The 21,818-nt window shown below is 42.0% G+C and carries 22 protein-coding genes; 8 read left to right on the top strand and 14 right to left on the bottom strand.

Going from position 1 to position 21,818, the window contains the following annotated elements:
- The first annotated feature begins 232 nt into the window (after window positions 1–232).
- Genes pdxA through E0H94_RS12760 form a run of 3 tightly spaced genes read left to right on the top strand, consistent with a single transcriptional unit; the run spans window position 233 to window position 2,886 of the window.
- Entirely contained in the window at window positions 233–1,201 is a 969-nt protein-coding gene (gene pdxA / locus E0H94_RS12770; protein WP_131326869.1) for a 4-hydroxythreonine-4-phosphate dehydrogenase PdxA, read from the top strand.
- 33 nt (window positions 1,202–1,234) lie between these two features.
- Entirely contained in the window at window positions 1,235–2,044 is an 810-nt protein-coding gene (gene rsmA / locus E0H94_RS12765) for a 16S rRNA (adenine(1518)-N(6)/adenine(1519)-N(6))-dimethyltransferase RsmA (RefSeq protein ID WP_131326868.1), read from the top strand.
- 2 nt (window positions 2,045–2,046) lie between these two features.
- Complete coding sequence (locus tag E0H94_RS12760; protein WP_131326867.1) at window positions 2,047–2,886, top strand: symmetrical bis(5'-nucleosyl)-tetraphosphatase; 840 nt, start codon at window positions 2,047–2,049, stop codon at window positions 2,884–2,886.
- 33 nt (window positions 2,887–2,919) lie between these two features.
- Here the strand turns inward: E0H94_RS12760 and E0H94_RS12755 are convergent, their stop codons facing one another.
- The 7 genes from E0H94_RS12755 to E0H94_RS18500 form a co-directional block, all read right to left on the bottom strand.
- Window positions 2,920–3,279, bottom strand: a complete 360-nt coding sequence (locus E0H94_RS12755) for a DUF2147 domain-containing protein (protein ID WP_413773018.1) — start codon at window positions 3,277–3,279, stop codon at window positions 2,920–2,922.
- 300 nt (window positions 3,280–3,579) lie between these two features.
- The gene (locus E0H94_RS12750; protein ID WP_131326865.1) at window positions 3,580–4,032 is read right to left on the bottom strand and encodes a DUF2147 domain-containing protein; all 453 of its coding nucleotides are present in this window, start codon (window positions 4,030–4,032) and stop codon (window positions 3,580–3,582) included.
- A gap of 182 nt (window positions 4,033–4,214) precedes the next feature.
- The gene (locus E0H94_RS12745; protein ID WP_131326881.1) at window positions 4,215–4,661 is read right to left on the bottom strand and encodes a DUF2147 domain-containing protein; all 447 of its coding nucleotides are present in this window, start codon (window positions 4,659–4,661) and stop codon (window positions 4,215–4,217) included.
- 91 nt (window positions 4,662–4,752) lie between these two features.
- Window positions 4,753–5,427, bottom strand: coding sequence for an LrgB family protein (locus tag E0H94_RS12740; RefSeq protein ID WP_131326864.1), 675 nt, complete (start codon window positions 5,425–5,427; stop codon window positions 4,753–4,755).
- Between the two features lie 9 nt (window positions 5,428–5,436).
- The gene (locus E0H94_RS12735) at window positions 5,437–5,808 is read right to left on the bottom strand and encodes a hypothetical protein (protein ID WP_131326863.1); all 372 of its coding nucleotides are present in this window, start codon (window positions 5,806–5,808) and stop codon (window positions 5,437–5,439) included.
- Between the two features lie 47 nt (window positions 5,809–5,855).
- On the bottom strand, window positions 5,856–7,187 hold the full coding sequence (gene hflX, locus E0H94_RS12730) for a ribosome rescue GTPase HflX (protein ID WP_131326862.1): 1,332 nt from the start codon (window positions 7,185–7,187) through the stop codon (window positions 5,856–5,858).
- Window positions 7,188–7,256: 69 nt separating this feature from the next.
- Window positions 7,257–7,394, bottom strand: a complete 138-nt coding sequence (locus tag E0H94_RS18500) for a hypothetical protein (protein ID WP_154653755.1) — start codon at window positions 7,392–7,394, stop codon at window positions 7,257–7,259.
- A gap of 183 nt (window positions 7,395–7,577) precedes the next feature.
- Here E0H94_RS18500 and E0H94_RS12725 point away from each other — a divergent pair, with 183 nt between their 5' ends.
- The gene (locus E0H94_RS12725) at window positions 7,578–8,411 is read left to right on the top strand and encodes a lysophospholipid acyltransferase family protein (protein ID WP_131326861.1); all 834 of its coding nucleotides are present in this window, start codon (window positions 7,578–7,580) and stop codon (window positions 8,409–8,411) included.
- 21 nt (window positions 8,412–8,432) lie between these two features.
- Here E0H94_RS12725 and E0H94_RS12720 read toward each other — a convergent pair whose 3' ends face one another.
- Window positions 8,433–10,031 (bottom strand): phospholipase D family protein, encoded by a 1,599-nt coding sequence (locus E0H94_RS12720; protein WP_171462073.1) that lies wholly within the window; start codon window positions 10,029–10,031, stop codon window positions 8,433–8,435.
- A gap of 133 nt (window positions 10,032–10,164) precedes the next feature.
- On the opposite strand from E0H94_RS12720, the gene E0H94_RS12715 reads away from it, so the two are divergent.
- Window positions 10,165–11,178 (top strand): metallophosphoesterase, encoded by a 1,014-nt coding sequence (locus E0H94_RS12715; protein WP_413773015.1) that lies wholly within the window; start codon window positions 10,165–10,167, stop codon window positions 11,176–11,178.
- A gap of 106 nt (window positions 11,179–11,284) precedes the next feature.
- Here the strand turns inward: E0H94_RS12715 and E0H94_RS12710 are convergent, their stop codons facing one another.
- On the bottom strand, window positions 11,285–12,595 hold the full coding sequence (locus E0H94_RS12710) for an MFS transporter (protein ID WP_131326859.1): 1,311 nt from the start codon (window positions 12,593–12,595) through the stop codon (window positions 11,285–11,287).
- Window positions 12,596–12,739: 144 nt separating this feature from the next.
- Window positions 12,740–13,381: a PAQR family membrane homeostasis protein TrhA gene (gene trhA, locus E0H94_RS12705; protein ID WP_131326858.1), complete on the bottom strand. Its 642-nt coding sequence runs from the start codon at window positions 13,379–13,381 to the stop codon at window positions 12,740–12,742.
- A 102-nt stretch (window positions 13,382–13,483) separates the two neighbouring features.
- Between trhA and E0H94_RS12700 the strand changes: the two genes are divergently transcribed.
- Window positions 13,484–14,707, top strand: coding sequence for a class I SAM-dependent methyltransferase (locus E0H94_RS12700; protein WP_131326857.1), 1,224 nt, complete (start codon window positions 13,484–13,486; stop codon window positions 14,705–14,707).
- 26 nt (window positions 14,708–14,733) lie between these two features.
- Window positions 14,734–15,159, top strand: a complete 426-nt coding sequence (locus E0H94_RS12695; protein WP_131326856.1) for a GNAT family N-acetyltransferase — start codon at window positions 14,734–14,736, stop codon at window positions 15,157–15,159.
- A 62-nt stretch (window positions 15,160–15,221) separates the two neighbouring features.
- Here the strand turns inward: E0H94_RS12695 and E0H94_RS12690 are convergent, their stop codons facing one another.
- The 4 genes from E0H94_RS12690 to E0H94_RS12675 form a co-directional block, all read right to left on the bottom strand.
- Window positions 15,222–15,500 (bottom strand): hypothetical protein, encoded by a 279-nt coding sequence (locus E0H94_RS12690; RefSeq protein ID WP_131326855.1) that lies wholly within the window; start codon window positions 15,498–15,500, stop codon window positions 15,222–15,224.
- 175 nt (window positions 15,501–15,675) lie between these two features.
- A complete protein-coding gene (locus E0H94_RS12685) occupies window positions 15,676–17,811 on the bottom strand; it encodes a 3-hydroxyacyl-CoA dehydrogenase NAD-binding domain-containing protein (protein WP_131326854.1) in 2,136 nt (711 codons plus the stop codon).
- 146 nt (window positions 17,812–17,957) lie between these two features.
- Window positions 17,958–19,163 (bottom strand): acetyl-CoA C-acetyltransferase, encoded by a 1,206-nt coding sequence (locus E0H94_RS12680; protein ID WP_131326853.1) that lies wholly within the window; start codon window positions 19,161–19,163, stop codon window positions 17,958–17,960.
- Between the two features lie 242 nt (window positions 19,164–19,405).
- On the bottom strand, window positions 19,406–20,416 hold the full coding sequence (locus tag E0H94_RS12675) for an AraC family transcriptional regulator (protein WP_016165386.1): 1,011 nt from the start codon (window positions 20,414–20,416) through the stop codon (window positions 19,406–19,408).
- A 209-nt stretch (window positions 20,417–20,625) separates the two neighbouring features.
- Here E0H94_RS12675 and E0H94_RS12670 point away from each other — a divergent pair, with 209 nt between their 5' ends.
- Window positions 20,626–21,744: a CaiB/BaiF CoA transferase family protein gene (locus tag E0H94_RS12670; RefSeq protein WP_131326852.1), complete on the top strand. Its 1,119-nt coding sequence runs from the start codon at window positions 20,626–20,628 to the stop codon at window positions 21,742–21,744.
- The last annotated feature ends 74 nt before the right edge of the window (window positions 21,745–21,818 follow it).

Raw genomic sequence — 21,818 nt, 5'->3', positions numbered from 1 at the left:
TCTTTGAAATACAGGCTACTGATAGCATTTGAATACTTTGTGTTTTATACAATATATTGTTTATTCTTAAATTTTGTGATTTAAAACTTTGCTCCGTGATAAGGTTTTTCAGTCAGTTGAAAAAAGCGCAGTTAGAATTGAAATAAACAAGTTTTAGATATGCGTTTTGTCATTCATCGATCTGGAAATAGACGATGTATAATGAGCGACACGCATTTTCTCTGAGTTGCTTATGCTTCCTTTATATGTCACCAGTGGTGAACCTGCTGGAATTGGTCCAGATATTTGCTTGAGTCTTGCAGGACGTATAGATGAGCGTCCTATTGTGGTCCTTGGCGATCTCAATTTATTGCGTGGACGTGCAGAATGCTTAGGTATTTCTGTTGAGCTGATTGAGTATTCAGGTCAAGAAAATTCATCGCTTATCGGTCAACTTTATGTGGAGCATGTTGCCTTAAATCAGACGGTCGTTTTGGGTGAGCTCAACCCTCAAAATTCGGCTTATGTTTTAGAGCAACTTCGTCGCTCGGCGGAGTACGCCATGTCGGGGAAAAGTGTCGGTGTGGCGACTGCACCCGTGCAAAAGTCCGTCATTAATGATGCAGGTATCCACTTTAGTGGACATACTGAGTATTACCAAGAGTTTGCTGGGGTTGATCGTGTCGTAATGATGTTGGCAACCAAAACCTTACGTGTCGCATTGGCGACGACACACTTGCCGTTAAGAGCCGTGCCAGATGCCATTACTCAAGAGCGCTTACATCAAGTAATAGATATTTTACTGCATGATTTAAAAACTAAATTTAAAATTTCGAACCCTAAAGTATTGGTTTGTGGATTGAATCCTCATGCTGGTGAAGGTGGTTATTTGGGCATGGAAGAAATTGAAATTATTAATCCCGTGCTGGAAAGCTATCGTGCTCAAGGGATCAATTTGAGTTTGAGTTTACCCGCGGACACCTTGTTTACACCGGAGAATTTGAAAGATGCCGATGCTGTTTTGGCAATGTATCACGATCAAGGTTTACCTGTGCTAAAATCACAGGGTTTTGGTGAAGCCATCAATATTACTTTGGGCTTGCCGTTTATTCGTACTTCTGTAGATCATGGCACAGCACTCTCCCTTGCAGGCACAGGACAGGCAAAAAGTTCTAGCTTGAATGTTGCTGTAGACTTGGCTTTAGATTTAGCTCGACACTGATTTACTTAATCAATCTCACGTTGGAAATGTTTTATGTATCAAATTAATGCGCTTAACCCGAAACAAGAAGGGCATCAGGCTCGTAAACGGTTTGGTCAAAACTTTTTGCATGATCAACGTGTCATTGCGAAAATTGTACGTTCAGTGAACCCGCGAACTGGCGATAATATTGTTGAAATTGGCCCTGGTTTAGCGGCATTGACTTCACCCTTAATTGGCGAATGTGATGCGTTGACCGTGGTTGAACTAGACCGTGATTTGGCGGCAGGCCTGCCAGGGCGTGTACCTCATCCTGAACGTTTAACCATTATTGAAACGGATGCACTGAAATACGATTTCACTAATTTATTTGAAGAGGGTCGTCCGCTACGTGTGGTTGGTAACCTGCCGTATAACATCTCGACCCCACTTTTGTTTCACCTCTTGGAATTTGGTGACAAAGTTAAAGACATGCATTTCATGTTGCAAAAAGAGGTGGTGGACCGTATTACCGCAGCGCCAAATACGAAAGAGTACGGGCGTTTATCAGTAATGATTCAATATTATTGTAAGCCAACTTTTTTGTTTGAAGTACCACCAGGTTCATTCAATCCACCACCTAAAGTGACATCTGCTGTTTTCCGTTTGGAGCCTTACGCAACCAAACCGATTATTGCCAAAGATGAAAAAGCTTTAGCGCGTTTGGTATCGCATGTCTTTACCCAGCGTCGTAAAACTCTGCGCAACAGTATAAAAGGCATGTTACGTGAAGATGGTTTTGAACAAGCGGGTATTGATCCAATGGCACGTCCTGAAACATTAAGCTTGGCTCAGTTTGTAGCTTTAGCCGATCAAATGGTGTAACCATGGCGCGTTACAATTATGTCATTGGCGATGTGCAAGGCTGCTTCGAAGCCTTAAAGGCATTATTGAAGTCCATTCAGTTTGATCCCGATCAAGATTTTATCTGGTTCGCAGGCGATTTGGTCGCACGTGGTGAAAACTCGATTGGTGTATTGCGGTTTATTAAAAAACTGGTAGAGCGTGGTTCTGCTGCGACGGTATTGGGTAATCATGACCTGACACTTTTGGCATGTGCACGCGGCTTGAAACAAGTGAAAGATAAAGACCGTACCCGAGATGTGATTGATGCTATTGATAGTGATGATTTGATTGATTGGTTACGCAAGCAACCGCTTTGCTTGTTTCCGAACGAACAGACTATTTTGACGCATGCGGGTATTCCATGTCTCTGGACAGCGGAACAAACCGCAGCTTTAGCGAAAGAAGTGGAAGCCGTTATTGGTCATGAAGAATTTGCGATCATGGATGCCTTCTTAAAAGAAATGTATGGTACGCATCCTGATGTATGGTCGGATGAGTTAAAGGGAAATGCGCGCTTACGTTGTATTACCAATTATCTGACGCGGATGCGCTTGACCAATGCAGAAGGTCGTTTGGAATTTAGCTTTAAAGATGCGCTTGAAGATCCGATGCCTGAAGGATTTCAACCTTGGTTTGAGTTTGAATCGAAAGCCACTGAAACCCATCAAGTGATTTTTGGCCATTGGGCTGCTTTACAAGGTCGAACGATTAATCCGCATATTCAAAATGTAGATGGTGGGTGTGTTTGGGGCAATCAATTATTGGCGTATCGTTTGGAAGATCACCAAATTTTTGCTGTTGACAACCCCGTTATAGATTAAAAGAAAGCCACAAGATTGTGGCTTTTCTTGACTTTATTGGATGCTTCCCCAAATTTGGCTACGTCCCAAAATAGAAGCTCCAATATAGGTGCGCAGGGATAAACACTTACCAGAAGGGTTAAGTTTCATTTTGGCGTCATAGATTTGACCATTCAGTGGATCAATCACACGATCTTGATTGTAGCTAGACGTCCCCTCAACGCTTTTTAGTCCGTTTAAGACAGCCATTCCTAAAAGCGGTTTATTGGTATACGGGGTAGGGTAATTCAGACAGTTGGGTGGAGGAGAATAGTCAGGTTGTTTGATTAAATCCATCACAGGACCCAAATAAGTATTATTAGATTCTTTCCAAATTTCGATGGTGGCTTGGGTATTCCCTGACTTCTCATCAATGTGTTGCCAAACGTCAGTATTATCTTGAGCAAAAATAGAATGTTAGATAATCATTGAACCGAAAATAACGATTGAAGTGACAATTTTTTCATTTTTCTATCCATTAGAAATGCTTTCCGTTGTTATCTCCTTGTAAATGAATATGCGAGGTACGTTTCTTTGGCACGGCAATGAGAAAACTGCTCAACTGGGAATGGTATAGTTTGTTAAATTTATTATTGATTCTTAGTGGCTTCGAGGATTTTTTAACGTCATGCTGGATTGAGCTAAAAATCACCCAATCCATCTTTGAATAAGGATTTATTCAATTCTTAACCAAGTTTGATTACGTCCTAACGCTGAAACACCTAAATATGCGCGCAAAGATAGACGCTTACCAGTCGGATTAAGTTTCATTTTTGCATCGTAAAATTTACCGGAAAGAGGATCAATCACACGTCCTTTTTCATAATTGCTCGTGCCTTCTACATATTTCAATCCCTTTAAGATTTCCATACCTAAAATGGGCTGGTTTGTATATGGGGCAGGGCAATTGTTACAACGCTCACGTGGGGTATAGCCTGGTCTAGGGGTAATTTTGGTGATTTTCCCCGTATAGGTATTGTTTGATTCTTTCCGAATCTCAATAATTGCCTTTGGTGAGCCAGACTTATCATCAATTTGTTGCCAAGTGCCAACAATATCTTGTGCAAATGAGATCGATGTTGCAGAGAAAAGCCCTACTAAAATACCCAAGGAGATGATTTTTTTCATTGATTCCCTATTCGTGTAAAAGTGACGTATTTATATAAATTACGCAGATATGTTAGGTAACTTATTGGTTTGTCCCGATAAAACCAACTAAAAACAATAAACTTACTAGTCAATTTGTCATAAAGATAAGCTTTGAGCACATAAAAAAGCCGCCTTTAAGGCGGCTAAATACGCTAGTTTTTTTATTCTTGACGAATCCAAGTCTGGCTACGTCCGAGTGCAGAGATTCCAACATATCCACGCAGGGTTAAACGTTTGCCATTGGCACTCATTTTGGCTTTGGTACTGTAAATTTTGCCAGAAAGTGGATCAATAATTTTACCACCCGAATAATTTAAACCTTCTTCATGCTTTAACCCTTTGAGCACATCCATACCTAAAATGGGCTTATTGGTATAAGGGATTGGACAATCAATACATGTATCTTTGGGTGTATAGCCCGGACGTGGGGTCACTTTCACAACTTTAGCTGTGTATGTGCCATTTGATTCCTGACGAATTTCTAAAACGGCTTTAGATGATCCTGTTTTATCATCAATGTTTTTCCATGTCCCTGAAATATCTTCCGCAAAAGTCATGCTACTAAAAGCAGATAAAACAAGTGCGCTGATAAATTTAGCTTTCCCCATCATAAATTCCTTTTTATTGACTTAATCGACTAAACAAAATCTATCTTAGGGATGTTTTCTGTACAAAACAACCTGTGGAATGTTCTGTTAGTCACATATCTTGCAAGTAAAGTATGAAAGTTGGCAGCCAAATTGCAGTGAAAACGGCATTTACTGCCATGCCAAATGCGGCATAGCGACCCGCAACACTCCCTCGTTGCCAAGCCTGAGCTGTGCCAATGGCATGCGCAGCAAGACCTAGCGCCAGTCCTGAGGCACGTTCATCATTAATATGGCGTAAGATCAGTGGAGAAAATGCTGCGCCAATCACGCCCGATAAAATGACAATTAGAATCACTAGCGTGACTGGTGCGTGCAATAAAGTCGCAATATTGATGGCAATCGGGGTGGTTACGGCACGGGTCGCAAACGCCATAATAGTTGAATCAGTCATATGCAACAGATAGGCCAAACCCATAGGTAGAGCAACTGCACTGATGCTTGCAAAAACCAAGATACTGATAATGGCTTTAGGGGGCAAATCATCATAACGCATGGCAGCTAAAGGAATGGCGAGTGCCACGGTGACATAGCCGAGTAAATGACTAAAGATGGTATTGGTTTGCTGCATATAGGATTCGTAGGGAATGCCGAATAAAAACAGTAAACCAATCACAAAAAACATGCCGATGACGATCATGGGAATTTGTGGAATTTTCTTATTAATTGGTTTAGCACATAGATAGGCAATAAGTGTAATGAGAAACCCAGACAGAATTGAGAACATATGCTTTTCCTATAGCCAGTGCTTTGCCATTTTGGCGTAAATCCAGAGTGGAATAAGGGTACTCACCACCAGAACCACGACAAATAGCGGAATTTCACTGCCCATATGGACCAACATCAATAAAGAACCGGCACTAATCGGTAAAAAGGCAAAGGCACTTTCTTTCATGATTTTGTTGTTGGTATCGACCAAACGCGCAGGGACTTTTCGGAACTTGCGCCAGATTAAAAGCAGTATCAGGAGGCTGATGAGTCCAATTAAATTGCCCAATTCTGGATGGTTGAATTGCCTCATGATCCAGACGGAAAATTCACGAAATCCCACAATCAGCGTCAGAGTACCCATCCATGCAGGCCAATCTATTGTTTTTACCCAATCCATGATTTGTCATTACATTAAAAAATTTTACTTATCACGTTTTAACCGATTTAGGGTTTGATTTCAAACTCCTCTAGCGTTCTCTTGAACAGTGCTGCTTTCTCCCCGAGAATTTCATCAAGCGGTAAATGTGCCTGACGAATCAGTTGTTCCAATTTTGCAGGTGCAATTTTAACGTTCAGATGTAGATTGCCTTCATCATCATAATGTTCGGATTGAATCACATTGAGCGTATAAAGTTGGGTACGGAATTTGCCATAAGCGGGTTTGAGTGTCAGTTCAAAGTTTTGAATTTGTCCCATCAAGCATTCATGCACTGCTTGTTGTAACAACTCGATGCCTTGCCCTGTATGGGCTGAGACATAAACACGTTCTGGACAGTTAGGCTGGCTGTACACAATTTTTGCATCTTCAGCGCTTTGGTCAATTTTGTTGTAGACCCGAAGTACAGGAACATCAGCCCCAATTTCTTTGAGGACTTTTTCAACGGCTTCAATTTGTTCCAACATTTCTGGACTACTTGAATCAATCACATGAAGCAACAAGGTGGCTTCTAGTGTTTCTTCTAAGGTGGCCTTAAATGATTCGACTAAAGAATGAGAAAGATTCCGTACAAAACCAACGGTATCAGCCAAAACTACAGTGCCAATGCCTTCCCATGAAAGTCGACGTAAGGTTGGATCTAAGGTTGCAAACAGTTGGTCAGCCGCATAAACATCGCTACTGGCTAAAACATTGAAGAGGGTGGATTTGCCTGCATTGGTATAGCCAACTAAAGATACCGTTGGAACAGCCGCTTTTTGGCGGGCAACACGACCTTGCAGACGAGTTTGTCGAACTTTATCAAGTTTGGCTTTGAGTTGCCCCATGCGAATTTTTAATAGACGACGATCCGTTTCGAGCAAGGTTTCACCAGGGCCACGTAAACCGATCCCACCTTTTTGACTGTCGAGTGTCCCACGACTGCGAATTAAACGGGAGGATAAGTGTTGTAATTGAGCCAATTCAACTTGTAGCTTACCTTCAAAAGTACGCGCACGCTGAGCGAAAATATCCAGAATTAATTCATTCCGATCGACCACTCGGCATTTGAGGATGTATTCGAGATTACGGGCTTGTGCAGGCGTTAATGCATGGTCAAAAATGACTAAGTCGGCTTCATATTCTGCAACCAGTTCAGCAATTTCTTCGGCTTTACCTGAGCCAATGAAAAGTTTGGCATCGGGTTTAATCCGCTGCGCGTGGATATGTGCCAAGATTTCAGCACCAGCCGATTGAGCCAGCAAATTGAATTCTTCGGCATCAAGATTTTCCAGCATTTGCACAGAAACGCTAACCAGAATAATGCGTTCACCACCTTGATGTCGTTTAAAATTTGCCACTCAGCCATTTCTCCACTTTAAAATTCTATTCTAGTGGAAAAAGGGCCGAGATGCTTGAGATTCGTTGATTTATAACGTGGCAGCGAATAATTTTGCAAACAGAATGATGGCAGCAAAATACAGAATACTAAAGCCGATGACCACTTGTAGTGTATGTAACCAGTGATGAGATGACTTGGATTTTTGAGGTGGTGTATGAGTTCGCATATGTTACACCTATTCATTTTAATGCTTATAAAACCATCATAATGAAGTTCTCATTTGAATTAAAATTGGATTTTGTAATGTCCATATTCGGTTTTTATAATCAATGCATGTAAAGAATGAACAGTATAGAATGAAGCAAAGTTCATCAAATACTCACAAGGTTTTGCTGGTTAGTCAAAATATATGAAAGAAAATTCAGCTGCTCAAACGTCTTCATTGAATCCAATTTCTAAGCTGTTCTTGTATGGTCGAAAGCTCAGTGCAGGCTTAGGTGTGGTTTCGGAAGGATTTTATCTGGTTGCCCGTCATGGTTTATATAAAGACCCGAACAATGCCAATAATACTCGCTATGTTCAGTATTTTTGCCGTCAATTATGCAAGGTGTTCAATCTTGACGTTGAAGTACACGGTACGATTCCGCGTGAACCAGCCTTGTGGGTCAGTAATCATATTTCTTGGCTGGATATTGCGGTATTAGGTTCTGGGGCACGGGTATTCTTTTTGGCCAAGGCTGAAATTGAAAAATGGCCTGTGTTTGGCAAGTTGGCAAAAGCGGGCGGAACTTTGTTTATTAAACGAGGTTCGGGGGATTCAATCAAAATTCGCGAACAGATTACCAACTTTCTTAAACAAGATATTCCCGTGTTATTTTTTCCTGAAGCAACCACGTCCGATGGTACACGGATTAAAAAAGTACATGGTCGAATTTTAGGGGCTGCAATTGAAGCGCAGCGACCTGTTCAGGTCTGTGTAATTTGTTATGTGAATCAGCAGGGTGAGTTAGATATGGTGGCGCCATTTATTGGTGATGTCACCTTTATTGATCATATTAAAAATGTGTTGGAAATGCCGAAAGTGACGGCACATTTGTTAACTTTACCGATGATTGATACCGCAGGGCACACGGTTGAAAGTTTAACCGCAACCGTACAACGTGAAATGAATGTAGCTCTAGTGCAGTTACATCAACGAGTGTTACATTCGGTACCCGCAACGTCCAACCGTGCTTTGGTTTAAGCACCGTTGGAAACAGGGGTATTACATAAAGCCTTCTACAGGTAACCAAGAAATAAACTTAACTCCTGCTTTGTGCCACCACTTCATTTTAGGTTCTGTCGTGTACGTTTTGATATTTCCATTGGGGTGGGTCAGTTGCCAATTAATTTTATTATTGGCATCTAAAACCAGTTTATAGGCATATTTGGACAAGTTCTGGTCCATGGTTTGATGTACTGCTTTAGCCAAAGGTGGGCTATTTAAAATCACCCCAATCTCGGTATTGAGATATGCCGAGCGTGGATCAAAATTAAAAGAACCAATAAACACTTGGCTTTCATCAATCGCCAACATTTTCGCATGTAAGCTAGAGTGGCTGAGTCCCCTTAAACTAATTTTAGCTTTTTGTGAAAGCTCTTCTGTATTGCGATACCAGTTTTCTTGTTCAGGGGCCGCCAGAAACTCATACATTTGTACGCCGTTTTCTAAAAGGTCTTGGCGATATTTTCCGTAGAAGGCATGAACCAAAGCCACGTCATTGGCAATAAAGGAATTGGTTAACACCCGAACCTGAACCCCTTGTTGCGAAATTTTTTCTAACATATCGGCACCTTTCTTTTCAGGGACAAAATAAGCAGAAACAATATCTAAACTTGAGTTCGGCGTTTCTAAATATGAAATGAGTTGGTGATTTAAGTAATCTTCTGGTGCCGCTTTATCGCGTGTTTTGTTGGGAGAATCTTTCACGACTTTGGCTTTGACCCAGTCAAACTGAATACTATGATCCAACCATTGCTCAAAAGCTTGTGAGCGATTGGCTAAATCGAGGTAATTTTGTACCGTAGTATCGGCATAGTGTTCGGTGACTTGTTGCTTCAAACCTTCATAGCGCAAGGTGTACTTTTGAGGATCAACAATTTGGTTGACAGGATAGGCATAGGTGTCATTCCAGTATTCATTGAAAGATGATGCAATTTCATCTGCTGCCGTGCCGACCAACATGACATCGACATCAGAAAACTGATAATGATCACTGACATTATAGTATTGATTGCTCATATTGCGTCCACCAATCAGGGCAATCTGATTGTCGGCAATAAAGCTTTTATTGTGCATGCGTCGATTGACACGTTTTAAATCCAGTAAGATATCCATCGCACGGAAGTTACGGAAACCATAAGGATTGTACAGTTTGACATCGATATTGCGGTGCTGTGCCAGTGCTAAATAAATGCCTTCCATTTTGCCTGCATTATTGTCATCAATCAGCAGGCGAACTTTAACGCCACGATCAGCCGCCTGAATAATCGCATGTAAAGCGATGGCACCAATTTTATCGTTGTCCCAAATATAATATTGTAAATCTAACGTTTTTTCGGCACGTTCAATAAGGTGAATACGTGCAGCCAAAGCCTCTAGCGGATCATTCAGGACATGAAAACCGGTTAAATTCGGATTTTGTTCACGGAGTGGATCAATAATTTGGGCTAATGATGTATGAGAAGTGTCAATATCAAATGAATTGACGATGGGTTGTGGCGTATATTGGGGGAGAGTCGAGCAAGCAGGCAAACCGAATAATACACTACTACAAAGTAAAATTACTGCCTTGGATGAGGTCTTCTTTTTAACGACAGACATCTGACGCTGCACAACGTGATTGTTCGGGTCCATTATACTCATCACACTATAATCGCTAGATTTGGTTTGAGTATAATTGTCAGCTATGAAAAGATAAATAAAAATAGAGAATTAGTAATTGGTATAGTGAGTAATGATATTGACAACAGACTCAATGATTTACATTTTTTATGGAAGTTTCGTGCTGATTGCACTTTGGGCTATTGCACAGGCATGGCATAGCCAGTCGCATACAGAAACGATCCATCCATTTAAAGCATTTGTGCATTTACTCGCGTTTTATTTGTCTTATTTACTCTGGCCTTTGGCAGTCTTTAGTCTTTATGCAGGTTGGAGTGGCTATTACTCATTGCACGAAGCAGGGTTTGTATTCTTACTGAGTATTGTTTTACTTTATGCTCGCTTTGTAGAGCCACATTGTGTTCAAGTCAAAACAACACGATATCAATTAGATGCTGGAAGCCGAATTCAAAAGCCAGTGAAAATAGCCTTGGTGGCTGACTTACATATCGGCTTGTTTTCAGGACATGAACGACAACTAAAAATTATAGTCGAGAAAATTAATCAGCAGCAGCCAGATTTGGTGGTGGTAGCAGGGGACTGGACCTATGAACCAGAAGATACTTTGGCTGATGAATTGGCACCCTTAAAAAAAATTCAAGCCCCCGTTTATTCTGTATATGGGAATCATGATGAGCAATATCCTGGTCCGCCGATACAGGCTTTATTGAGTCATGCACTCAGTGAGAATGATGTCATTGATATTGAAGGGCAGATTGTTGAATTTGAAGAATTTCGTTTAATTGGGGTGGGTGATTTGTGGGCTGGCAAGGCAGACATGCGTTATCTGCCAGATTTACCCCAAGACAAGCCTTGGGTAATTCTCTCTCACAACCCAGATACAGTGGATATGGTGCCTAAACTGCCGAATCGTCCCTTGATGTTGTCGGGGCATACCCATGGTGGACAGGTCGAATTACCGTGGTTAACGGATTATGTGATGAAAAAAGTCTCTATTCTGGGACATAAAAAAGGACTGTATAACCATGAACATGCAGATGTGTTTGTGACAGTCGGCACAGGAATGGTCGGTGTTCCATTTCGATTTCGCGTTCCGCCCACCATCGATATTATTGAATTGGTTTAATTCAAAGCTTTAGATGTTATCTCGGTATTCGCATAAAAAAGCCCTTAAACTTTGTAAGGTTTGAGGGCTTTTCATCGTTTTAAGATTTTATCGGGTGTAATTGTGATTAAACTTGATTATTTACATCATCATTTTTAGTTTCACGAATGGCAAGGAATGCCAGCAATGAAAGAATGGAAGCCGCCGTAAGGTAATAACCCACCGCGTATAATCCGTAAGTTGTTGCCAGTTTAGTGGCAATCAGTGGTGCAAAAGAAGCACCGAAAATACCCGCCAAGTTAAAGGTCAAAGCCGAGCCTGTATAGCGCACAGAAGTCGGGAAAATCTCAGACAAGACTGTGCCAATGGGGCCATAAGTTAAGCCCATAATGGCTAAACCTGTACACAAGAATAAGAACACGACAAAGGTGTTGCCAGATTCGAGCATGCTTGAGAAAACCAAACCAAATAAGGCTGAAAGTACGCAGACTGCAATTGAGGTAGTTTTCCGCCCAAATTTTTCCGCCAATACCGCAGACAGTGGAATAAAAGCAGCAAAACAAAGAGTTGCAATCAATTGTAATTCTAAGAATTCAGCACGTGAATAGCCAAGTTTCGTGGTTCCCCAATTGAGCGCAAATACGGTCGTTAGATAGAACACCACAAAAGTACAAATCGCTGCAATAGTACCTAGAACCAGCATTGGTAAGTGTTTGGTCACGACTTCTTTAAAAGGTACATTCACTTCTTTTTGCTTGTCGAGTACCTTTTGGAATGCCGGTGTTTCATGTAGCTGGAGACGAATCCATAAACCCACAATGACCAAAATAGCACTGGCAATAAATGGGATGCGCCAACCCCATTGCATAAAGTCCTGTTCAGACATGAATGCACCGAGAGTCAAGAATGAACCTGTTGCCAAGATAAAACCGATTGGTGCACCCAACTGTGGGAACATGCCATACCATGCACGTTTGCCTTCAGGGGCATTTTCGGTTGCCAATAACACGGCACCCGACCATTCACCGCCTAAACCAAGTCCTTGACCTAAACGGCAAAGTGCAAGCAGTAAAGGTGCTACAATACCAATTTGAGCATAAGTGGGTAATAAGCCAATACAGACTGTGGAAATACCCATAGTAAGTAAGGCTGCGACCAAGGTGGCTTTACGACCGATCCGATCTCCCAAATGACCAAATAGAGCTGCACCAATCGGGCGGGCAATAAAGGCAATGGCAAAGGTCGCCAGTGACTGAATAGTGGCGGTCATTGGGTCTGTACTTGCAGGGAAGAACAGATGCGGAAAAATAATGACCGCTGCCGTGGCATAGATATAAAAATCGAAGAACTCGATGGTGGTACCCACAAGGCTTGCTGTGAGTACACGAAATTTTGAATTTGTTGCTACTTCTGTTGTAGCTGTAGTTGATGACGCCATGGATAACCTTACACTTACTAAAATTAAAAAAACTTAGTTTTAAAAGCGTAATCTTTTTAAAAAAGGCGTAATTTCTTAAAAAAACAACGGGAAATCGAACTCACATCTACTCTTTTAGGGTCACTAAAACGCGAGAGAAGCCGATTAAATCACGTACAGATAGATCGCGAGGAAGTGTGATCCCGCGCCTATCAGTACAAATACATGCCAGATCGCATGGGTATATCTTACCCGTTTTAAGGCATAAAACAATGCTCCGACGGTATACGCCAGCCCCCCCAAAACCAGCCAAAAGAGCGCATCGGAAGATAAATAACGTTGCATATCATTGACTAATAACACCGCAAGCCAGCCCATAACCAAGTAGGCAATGAGCGAAACTTTCTGGAAACGATGAATGAAAATTAATTTGAATAGTGTTCCAAGTAGGGCAATCACCCAAAGTGCAATCAGTAAGTTGTGAGCTTTTTCGGTTGGAATTGCAATCGAGAGAAACGGGGTATAAGTCCCTGCAATTAAATAATAAATGGCGGTGTGATCGAGTTTTTTCAGCCAAAAGCGTTTTTCGTAGGTTTGCGCCATGTGATACAGGGTGGAACCTGTAAACAGCAGAATCATGCTAAAACCATATACCCAAAGACCAATCCATTGTCCCGTACTTAAAGATGCCCCTTTAATCACCAACAGTATAGTCCCGATACAGGCAAGGATTACGCCGAGCGCATGGCTCCAGACATTAAACTGCTCTTCGGTTGGATGATAATCTTGCGTATGGGGAGCGGTCATAGCGGCTGCTTTTTATTAAAAATACAACTGTATAGTAATTCAATTTTGCTTTTCGTGTAAGACGCTTTAAAATTTAGTCGCAAATTTGATTAGGTTTATTGTATGTCTGACTCGACTTCTCCTTCTGTTCAGGAACAACAGTTTCTCGATGCTGTGCAGCAAGCATTTGATACACAACGTTTTGAGCGTTTAATTCTGAGCCAATACAAGGGGGAAATGCAACAGTTAGAAAAAATGACTTTCCGCTTGATTGAGCTACAACAGCAACCTGTCTTGAATGTTTTATATCGACATAAAACCCAAGATGTCACCAAAAACTACCCAGTTTCAGATGCCATGCAAATCATTGCGGAGCATTTAGCCTGTTGCAAGCAAGGCAATTTGTTTGCATCGACTCAAGATGTACAACTCAAGCGCAACAAGAAAAAAGATTTACTGACCATTACTCAAAAAACAGCGATGGCAAAAAATGAAGATCGGGCAACTCAAGCGCATGATCGAAGCAAACATCGTTTTGTGGAGCAAGAAAGTGTGTTTTTGCAGCATTTGGGGATTACCGATGCTCAAGGTCAGATTATTCCCAGCATGGCGCGTAAATGGAAACAGATTAATAAATTCGTGGAAATTTTTTCGGGGGCTTTGACGCAACTTCCAAATCAAGATCAGGCGTTGCATGTGGTTGATTTTGGTTCGGGTAAAGGCTATTTGACCTTTGCTTTATATGATTATTTGGCGAAGCAGCAGCAAGTTCCATTTGTAACAGGCGTGGAGTTGAATGAAAAGATGGTGCAGTTCTGTCAACATGTAGCAGAGGCTTCAGGCTTTAACCAACTGGATTTTTTTCAAGGCGATGTCCGCACCTATCAGCCTGAACGTTTAGATGTGATGATTGCACTGCATGCTTGTGATGTGGCAACCGATTTCGCTATTCATACGGGGATTCGCTTAAATGCACAGATGATTATGTGTGCACCGTGCTGCCATAAAGAACTGCGTCCTCAACTGAAAAGCCCAGACGTGTTGAAGCCGATGTTGCACTTTGGTATTCACGCCGGTCAACAGGCAGAAATGTTGACAGATACTATTCGCGCATTACTGTTAAAAGCCTATGGCTATGAAACCAAGGTTTTTGAATTTGTTGCTTTAGAACATACCAGCAAAAATAAGATGATTTTAGCCACCAAACGTGCCGATTTTGTTGCACCTGATGCTACGGTATTGGCGCAAATTGAGGCTTTAAAAAATATGTACGGCATTCAGAAACACTCCTTGGAATTATTGCTCAATAATCAATGGGATCAACGTGATATTGGGGCTAAGTGCTAAGCAGCAAGATTCAAAAGGAATTCGACATGACATTACAGCTGCGTACAGGTACTTGGGCTGAATTACAGACCGAAGCGAAACCAATTCGTGAGCAAGTATTTATTCAGGAACAGCAGATTGCTGCAGCAGATGAGTGGGATGCACAGGATGAGGTTTCACAGCATTTTTTAGTCTTGGATGGGGAACAGGCCATTGCGACAGCACGCTTATTGCCAAATCACAGTATTGGTCGTGTAGCCGTATTGGCACCGTATCGTGGACAAGGAATTGGCAAGCTTTTGATGCAAGAGATTATCCAGCAAGCGCGGATCCAACAACGTCCTTTACTGCAACTTTCTTCTCAAGTGCATGCCATGTCTTTTTACCAAACTTTAGGCTTTCAAGTCCGTGGAGAAGCCTATTTAGATTGTGGCATTCCGCATATCGATATGCAGATGTCTTTGCTTGCATAGGGCTAAAAATCCTAAATTTCAGGCATAAAAAAGCCATCTTCTAAGAGATGGCTTTTTGTTGCTTAATGACCGTGATGAGCTGTAGAAGCTGAGGACTCCGTCATGGCAGCATGTTCTTCAGCCGTCATATTGTGTTCTTCGGCACTCATGTCCATCTGGTGTTCTACTGGCGCACTGCTGGCTTGTGCTTCACGTGCGAGTCTTTGCTTACCTGGCATATAGTCAGGTTCATGCTGCATCGCTAAATAAAAAACAGCCAGAAAAATAATACTTAAAATTGTGGCAATAATGAGGGCCTTCCAACCCCATGGGGATTTTTCAGGAGAAGTATTGTCTGACATAACAAATAACCCAATCGATAAAAAGAAACTTTTAAAAATTATGTAACTTTATAACATAAAATGGGGTGGATACAGACCAAATTTTATCAAAAGCTTAATTGTTCTTATTTTAGCTCATGAGATATAGCTGATTTGGAAGAGGGTTCCTCCAAACCAGCGTTTATCGATAGAGAAATTATTGAATAAGTTCGTTGCGTTGGGCTTTATCTCTTAAACTTTGTGGCGGATTAAAGCGCTCACCGTATTGGGCAGCCAATTGTTCAGCACGTTGTAGCGATTTTTCAATCCCATTTTGATTCAGGAATTGAATTGCGCCACCTGTCCACGGTGCAAAACCAATTCCAAAAATTGAACCGACATTCGCATCAATAACCGACTCCAACACACCTTCTTCGTAACAACGTAAGGTATCGAGTGCTTGCACAAACAAAATACGGTCAATCATATCTTGTTCAGAAATGTCATGATCTTTTTGCCAACGGTTTAAGCCTTCCCATAGGTGTTTTTTGCCATTTTCCAGATAGTCATAGAAACCTGCACCTGCGGCTTTACCTTTACGATTCAATTCATGAATCATGGTGTAAACCACTTCATCTACTGGGGTTTTTGGTAGCTCTTTCCCTTCTGCTTGTAAGGCTTTGCGGGTTTCACCAGCCACATGCTCAGTTAGCGTTAAAGACACTTCATCCTGAATCGCGAGTGGACCAACAGGCATACCTGCTTTTAATGCTGCCATTTCAATTTTCGCTGGGTGCATGCCTTCAGCAAGTAGACGCATACCTTCTTGAATGAATGTACCAAAGACACGACTGGTGAAGAAACCACGGCTATCATTGACAACAATTGGTGTTTTCGCAATTTGTTGAACAAAGTCATAGGCTTTAGCCAATGTTTCAGCTGAAGTTTGTTTACCTTTAATCATCTCGACCAACTGCATTTTGTCGACAGGGCTAAAGAAATGTAAGCCAATAAAGTTTTTGGCATCTTGACTTGCTGTTGCTAGACCTGTGATGGGTAAAGTTGAAGTATTCGATGCAAAAATACCGCCTTCAGCTAAATATTGTTCAGCTTCTTGCGTGACTTTGGCTTTGAGTTCTTGATTCTCAAATACCGCTTCAATAATTAAATCACAACCTTGTAAGTCTTCAGCAGAAGCTGTCGCCGTGATGAGCGATAAAACCTGATCACGTTTTTCTGCGGTCATGCGACCTTGTGCAACACGTTTGTCGAGTAGTTTCTGCGAATAAGCTTTGCCTTTTTCTGCATTTTCAACAGAGACATCTTTAAGGATCACAGGAATGCCTTTGATTGCGGTTGAGTAGGCAATACCTGCACCCATCATGCCCGCACCCAACACACCCACTTTAGTGGCTTGCCATTTAGCAATATCCGCAGGGCGGCTTGCACCAGACTTAATTGCATTTAGACCATGCCAGAATGTACCGATCATGTTCTTGGAAACTTGACCCACAGTCAGTTGGGTGAAGTAACGTGATTCAATACGCAGTGCGGTATCCACATCAACTTGAGCGCCTTCAACTGCGGCAGCCATAATCGCTTCAGGCGCAGGATAACAGCCTTTAGTTTTGTCTCTTAACATCGCAGGAGCAATCGCAAGCACTTGCGCAACCGCAGGGGTTTTAGGATCACCACCCGGAATTTTGTAACCTTTTACATCAAATGGTTGCTGACTTTTTGGATTGGCTTTCACCCAAGCAATTGCTTTATCTAAAAGCTCTTGTTCATTCTCCGCAGTATCATGGATTAGGCCTAAAGATTTTGCTTGATCAACCCCAAATTGCTTGCCTTCCATTAAGAAGGGGAATGCATTTTGTAAACCGAGCAGACGCACCATACGTACAATACCACCACCGCCAGGCAGTAAGCCTAAAGTCACTTCAGGTAAACCAAATTTGGTTTTTGGATCATTGATCGCAATACGATAATGGCAACTTAATGCGATTTCCCAACCGCCGCCAAGCGCAGTGCCATTTAAGGCAGCAACCACAGGCACGCCCAAGGTTTCAATGCCGCGCAGATTAGCTTTGAGTTTTTCCACCATATGAAAAAAATCAGTGGCATGTTTAGGCTGAACTTGAATCAGCTCATCTAGGTCACCACCTGCAAAGAAAGTTTTCTTAGCCGAGCGGAAAATAACACCTGAAAGTTCTGTTTCTGCTTTAAGTTTCTGAGTCGCCTCATCGAGCGAGTCACGAAACTCGGCATTCATGGTATTGGCAGATTGACCAGTTGAATCAAGCGTAAGAATTACAATATTGTCCGCGTTTTTTTTGTATTGAATAGCGCTCATATATCATCGTCCTAAATTTATTTCTTAAAAATGCTGGCGAAGCAGAGATTGCGAGGCGGAAATATCTGAAAAAAGCGCAGTTTACGATGTGTAAATGAGCATTTTTGAAGATGTTTCCAACGTGGCAAGATCAATGCGGCCAGTTTTTATACACGTTCAATAATGGTGGCGATGCCCATACCACCACCAACGCACAAGGTTGCTAAACCGCGCTTTTTACCTTGACGCTCTAATTCATCAAGTAAAGTTCCTAAAAGCATGGCACCTGTTGCCCCTAATGGATGGCCTAAAGCAATTGCACCACCATTGACATTGACTTTCTCAGCAGGAACTTTAAGTTCAGTGATAAAACGCATCACAACAGCAGCAAAGGCTTCATTCACTTCAAATAGATCGATGTCATCGATGCTCAAACCTGCTTTTTCTAATGCTTTACGTGCAGCAGGAGCAGGACCAGTCAACATGATAGTCGGGTCTGTACCGACCAATGCAGTCGCCAAAACTTTAGCACGTGGTTTTAAATTTTGTTCTTTGACCGCTTTTTCAGAAGCCAATAAAACCAGAGCCGCTCCATCGACAATGCCTGATGAGTTACCTGCGTGATGAACATGATTGATTTTTTGTGCTTCTGGATATTTTTGCAAAGCAACTGCATCAAAACCCATTTGTCCCATCATTTCAAAGCTGGCATTCAGCTTTGCTAAACCTTCGGCTGTGGTAGTTCCTTTAATAAATTCATCTTTCTCTAGGATTGTTACACCTGCATGGTCTTTCACCGGCACGACTGAGTGATCAAAATAACCATTTGCTTGAGCCGCCGCCGCTTTTTGTTGTGAAGCGACTGCAAAAGCATCGACATCTGCACGGCTATAGCCATCTAGGGTTGCAATTAAATCTGCACCAATCCCTTGCGGAACAAAAGAGGATTTCAAATTGGTTTCAGGATCTAATGCCCATGGTCCACCATCAGACCCCATTGGAACACGTGACATGGACTCCACACCACCTGCAACCACCACATCTTCCCAACCTGAGCGGACTTTTTGTGCGGCTAAATTGACAGCTTCCAAACCAGAAGCACAAAAACGGTTGATTTGAACCCCTGCCACATCATCGTTCCAACCTGCGGCAATCGCAGCAGTTTTGGCAATATCCGCACCTTGATCACCAATTGGGGTAACACAACCTAGAACGATATCATCAACTTTTGAGGTGTCGAGTTGATGGCGCTGCTGTAATTCTTTTAATAATCCTACGACTAAGCTAATCGGTTTCACCTCATGCAGTGAACCCTCTTTTTTTCCTTTTCCGCGTGGCGTGCGTATTGCATCAATGATGTAAGCCTCGCTCATCTCGTTATTCCTTATGTATTTTCATGAGTTTTGCATTTCGAGTGTAATGATTAATTGTAGAAGCGCAATGACAAGACTGGCATAGGCAGCATGATCATTTTGGTCAATTGAGATGTGAAACCGTTTTGTAGTTTGAGTATGGGTTTGAAAAAGGTGAGGGTATTGTTGTGATGATGCTTTTTAAGCCATAAAAAAAGCCCAGATTGTAGAATCTGGGCATCAACTGAAAAATCAGTTAATGGTTATAAATAACCATGTAATTGACGGTATAACCCTGGGGTTACGCCTGTCCATTTCTTAAATGCACGATGGAATGTACTGGTTTCACTGAAACCAACCTGCTGTGCGACATCTTCCAATGTGAGGTTTGGATTGAGTAACAAGTGAATCGCAGCATCACGACGCAGCGCATCTTTCACACCTTGGTAGCTTTTACCTTCCGCGGCCAAACGACGACGTAAAGTTTGCGGTGAAAGATATAACATTGACGCTACATCATTCAGCGTTGGCATTTCTTCACCAATTTGACTCTTCAACACTTCACGAATACGAGAGGTGAGCGAGTTGGTGTTTTTGAATTTGACCAGTAGCTGTGCAGGCGCTGCTTTTAAGAATTCTTCTAAGGTTTCTTCATTTTGACGAATTGGTAAATCTAAATAATCCGCCGCAAAGGTGATTTCGGTACGTGGCATGTCAAACTGCATCACGGGAGCGAAAAACAGGGCATCATATTCATCTGCATGGGCAGGGCGCGGGTAGCCAAAATGTACGCGCTCTAAAGGCAGGCGACGTTCAATCAGCCAAGAGGCTAAACCGTGCCAAATCATTAACATGCTTTCAGTAATGAAATGATTTGGATCCATTTCAGTTGGAATGAGTGGAACTAAGCGAGCTTCATGCTTATCACGTTCGAGCGAAACACACCATTCATCACCAAACAATTTATAAAACTGAGTTGATAGTTCGAGCGCATCACCTAAGGTTTTCGCATGGATGATCAGCTGACACATAATGGCAAACGTACCCAAACGACGAGGTTGGGTATCGAAACCAATATGCTCATCCTGAGTCACCATCCATAACATTTTCACAAAACGAGTGTATTGTTCTGGAGAAATTCGAGCTTTAGGCTGACGTAACAGTTCGGCTTCTATTCCGACGTGCGAAAGTAAAGTTTCGACATCCATGCCGAGGCGTTTTACGCCAGTCAGCGCCGCATTGACAAAATGGATACTAATCGTATCGCGGCTCATGTTAAATCCTTCAGTCTCTTTTATATTCACTTGCGTATGACCTAAATGACGCTAAAAATTTTTTATAGGCAATTTACAATAGGGAAATTTGCCTTTCTACATGGTAAATTGCCGAAATGATCAAGGTAAATGGCTGAACATGACATTGTTTTGTTGATTTTATCTTTCTAAGATACATGAAAATATAAGAGTTCAAGAGTAAAAATAACATGCAACATGCTTTACAGGGATTGAAAGTACTCGATTTTTCAACATTGTTACCCGGTCCATTTGCCACTTTATATTTAGCTGATCTGGGGGCGGAAGTGATTCATGTGGAATCCCCAACACGCCCCGACTTGATTCGTCTTTTTCCACCTTATGCACATGGACAGGCAACGGCACATCTTTATTTGAATCGAAATAAACAATCCGTGGCTCTGGATTTAAAAGACCCACAGAACATCGCGGCGATTAAGGAAAAGATTAGCCAATACGATATTGTCGTAGAGCAATTTCGCCCGGGTGTCATGCAACGACTGGGATTGGACTATGCCACTTTAGCGGAAATTAATCCGCGACTAATTTATTGTTCCATTACTGGCTATGGCCAAACAGGGAGTTATAAAGATAAGGCAGGGCATGACATTAACTATTTAGCCTTATCGGGGATTGTGGGGCATAGTGGTCGTGCACAGAGTGGACCGCCGCCGTTAGGTATTCAAATTGCGGATATTGCAGGGGGTTCGTTACATGCCGTGATCGGCATTTTAACGGCCGTGATTGAACGTACTCAGAGTGGAAAAGGGCAATATATTGATATTTCCATGACCGATTGTGCGGTAGCGTTAAATAGTATGGCCGCTGCCGCCGCATTGGCAGGAAATATCACACAACAGCCAGAATCGGGAATACTGAATGGCGCTAGCTTTTATGATTACTATGAAACGCAAGATGGGCGTTATCTTTCAATTGGCAGTTTAGAGCCACAATTTATGTCGGGTTTGGCTCAGTTGTTAGAATTGCCAGTTTTATTAGAGAAAGGGGCTTCACTACAGGCGGAAGATTGTCTTGAGGTCAAACACGCTCTACAGGAAAAAATTAAAACCCGTTCCTTGTTAGAGTGGCAGCAACTGTTTTCGACCCAAGATGTCTGTGTAGAACCTGTTTTAAAGTTGGATGAAGCTTTGCATTCAGATTTGGCGCAACAACGGCATTGGGTGGTCCACGTTCCACTACATGAACATTCCACAGAGACTCAAGCGCAGTTGGCATGTCCAATCAAATTTTCTCGTTCAGCAATGCGCTATGACTTTATGGGGCAAGCATTAGGTACAGGCACTTGGTAGCCTGTGCTTTTTATAAAGTTTTATTCGATATCAATAGTTTAACAAAAAACGACAAAAAGATTATATTTTAACCA

This window comes from Acinetobacter sp. ANC 4173, assembly GCF_004331255.1.
GTDB lineage: Bacteria > Pseudomonadota > Gammaproteobacteria > Pseudomonadales > Moraxellaceae > Acinetobacter.
The sequence above is the reverse complement of the archived record's forward strand: the minus strand, read 5'-3'. Positions and strand labels throughout refer to the sequence as shown.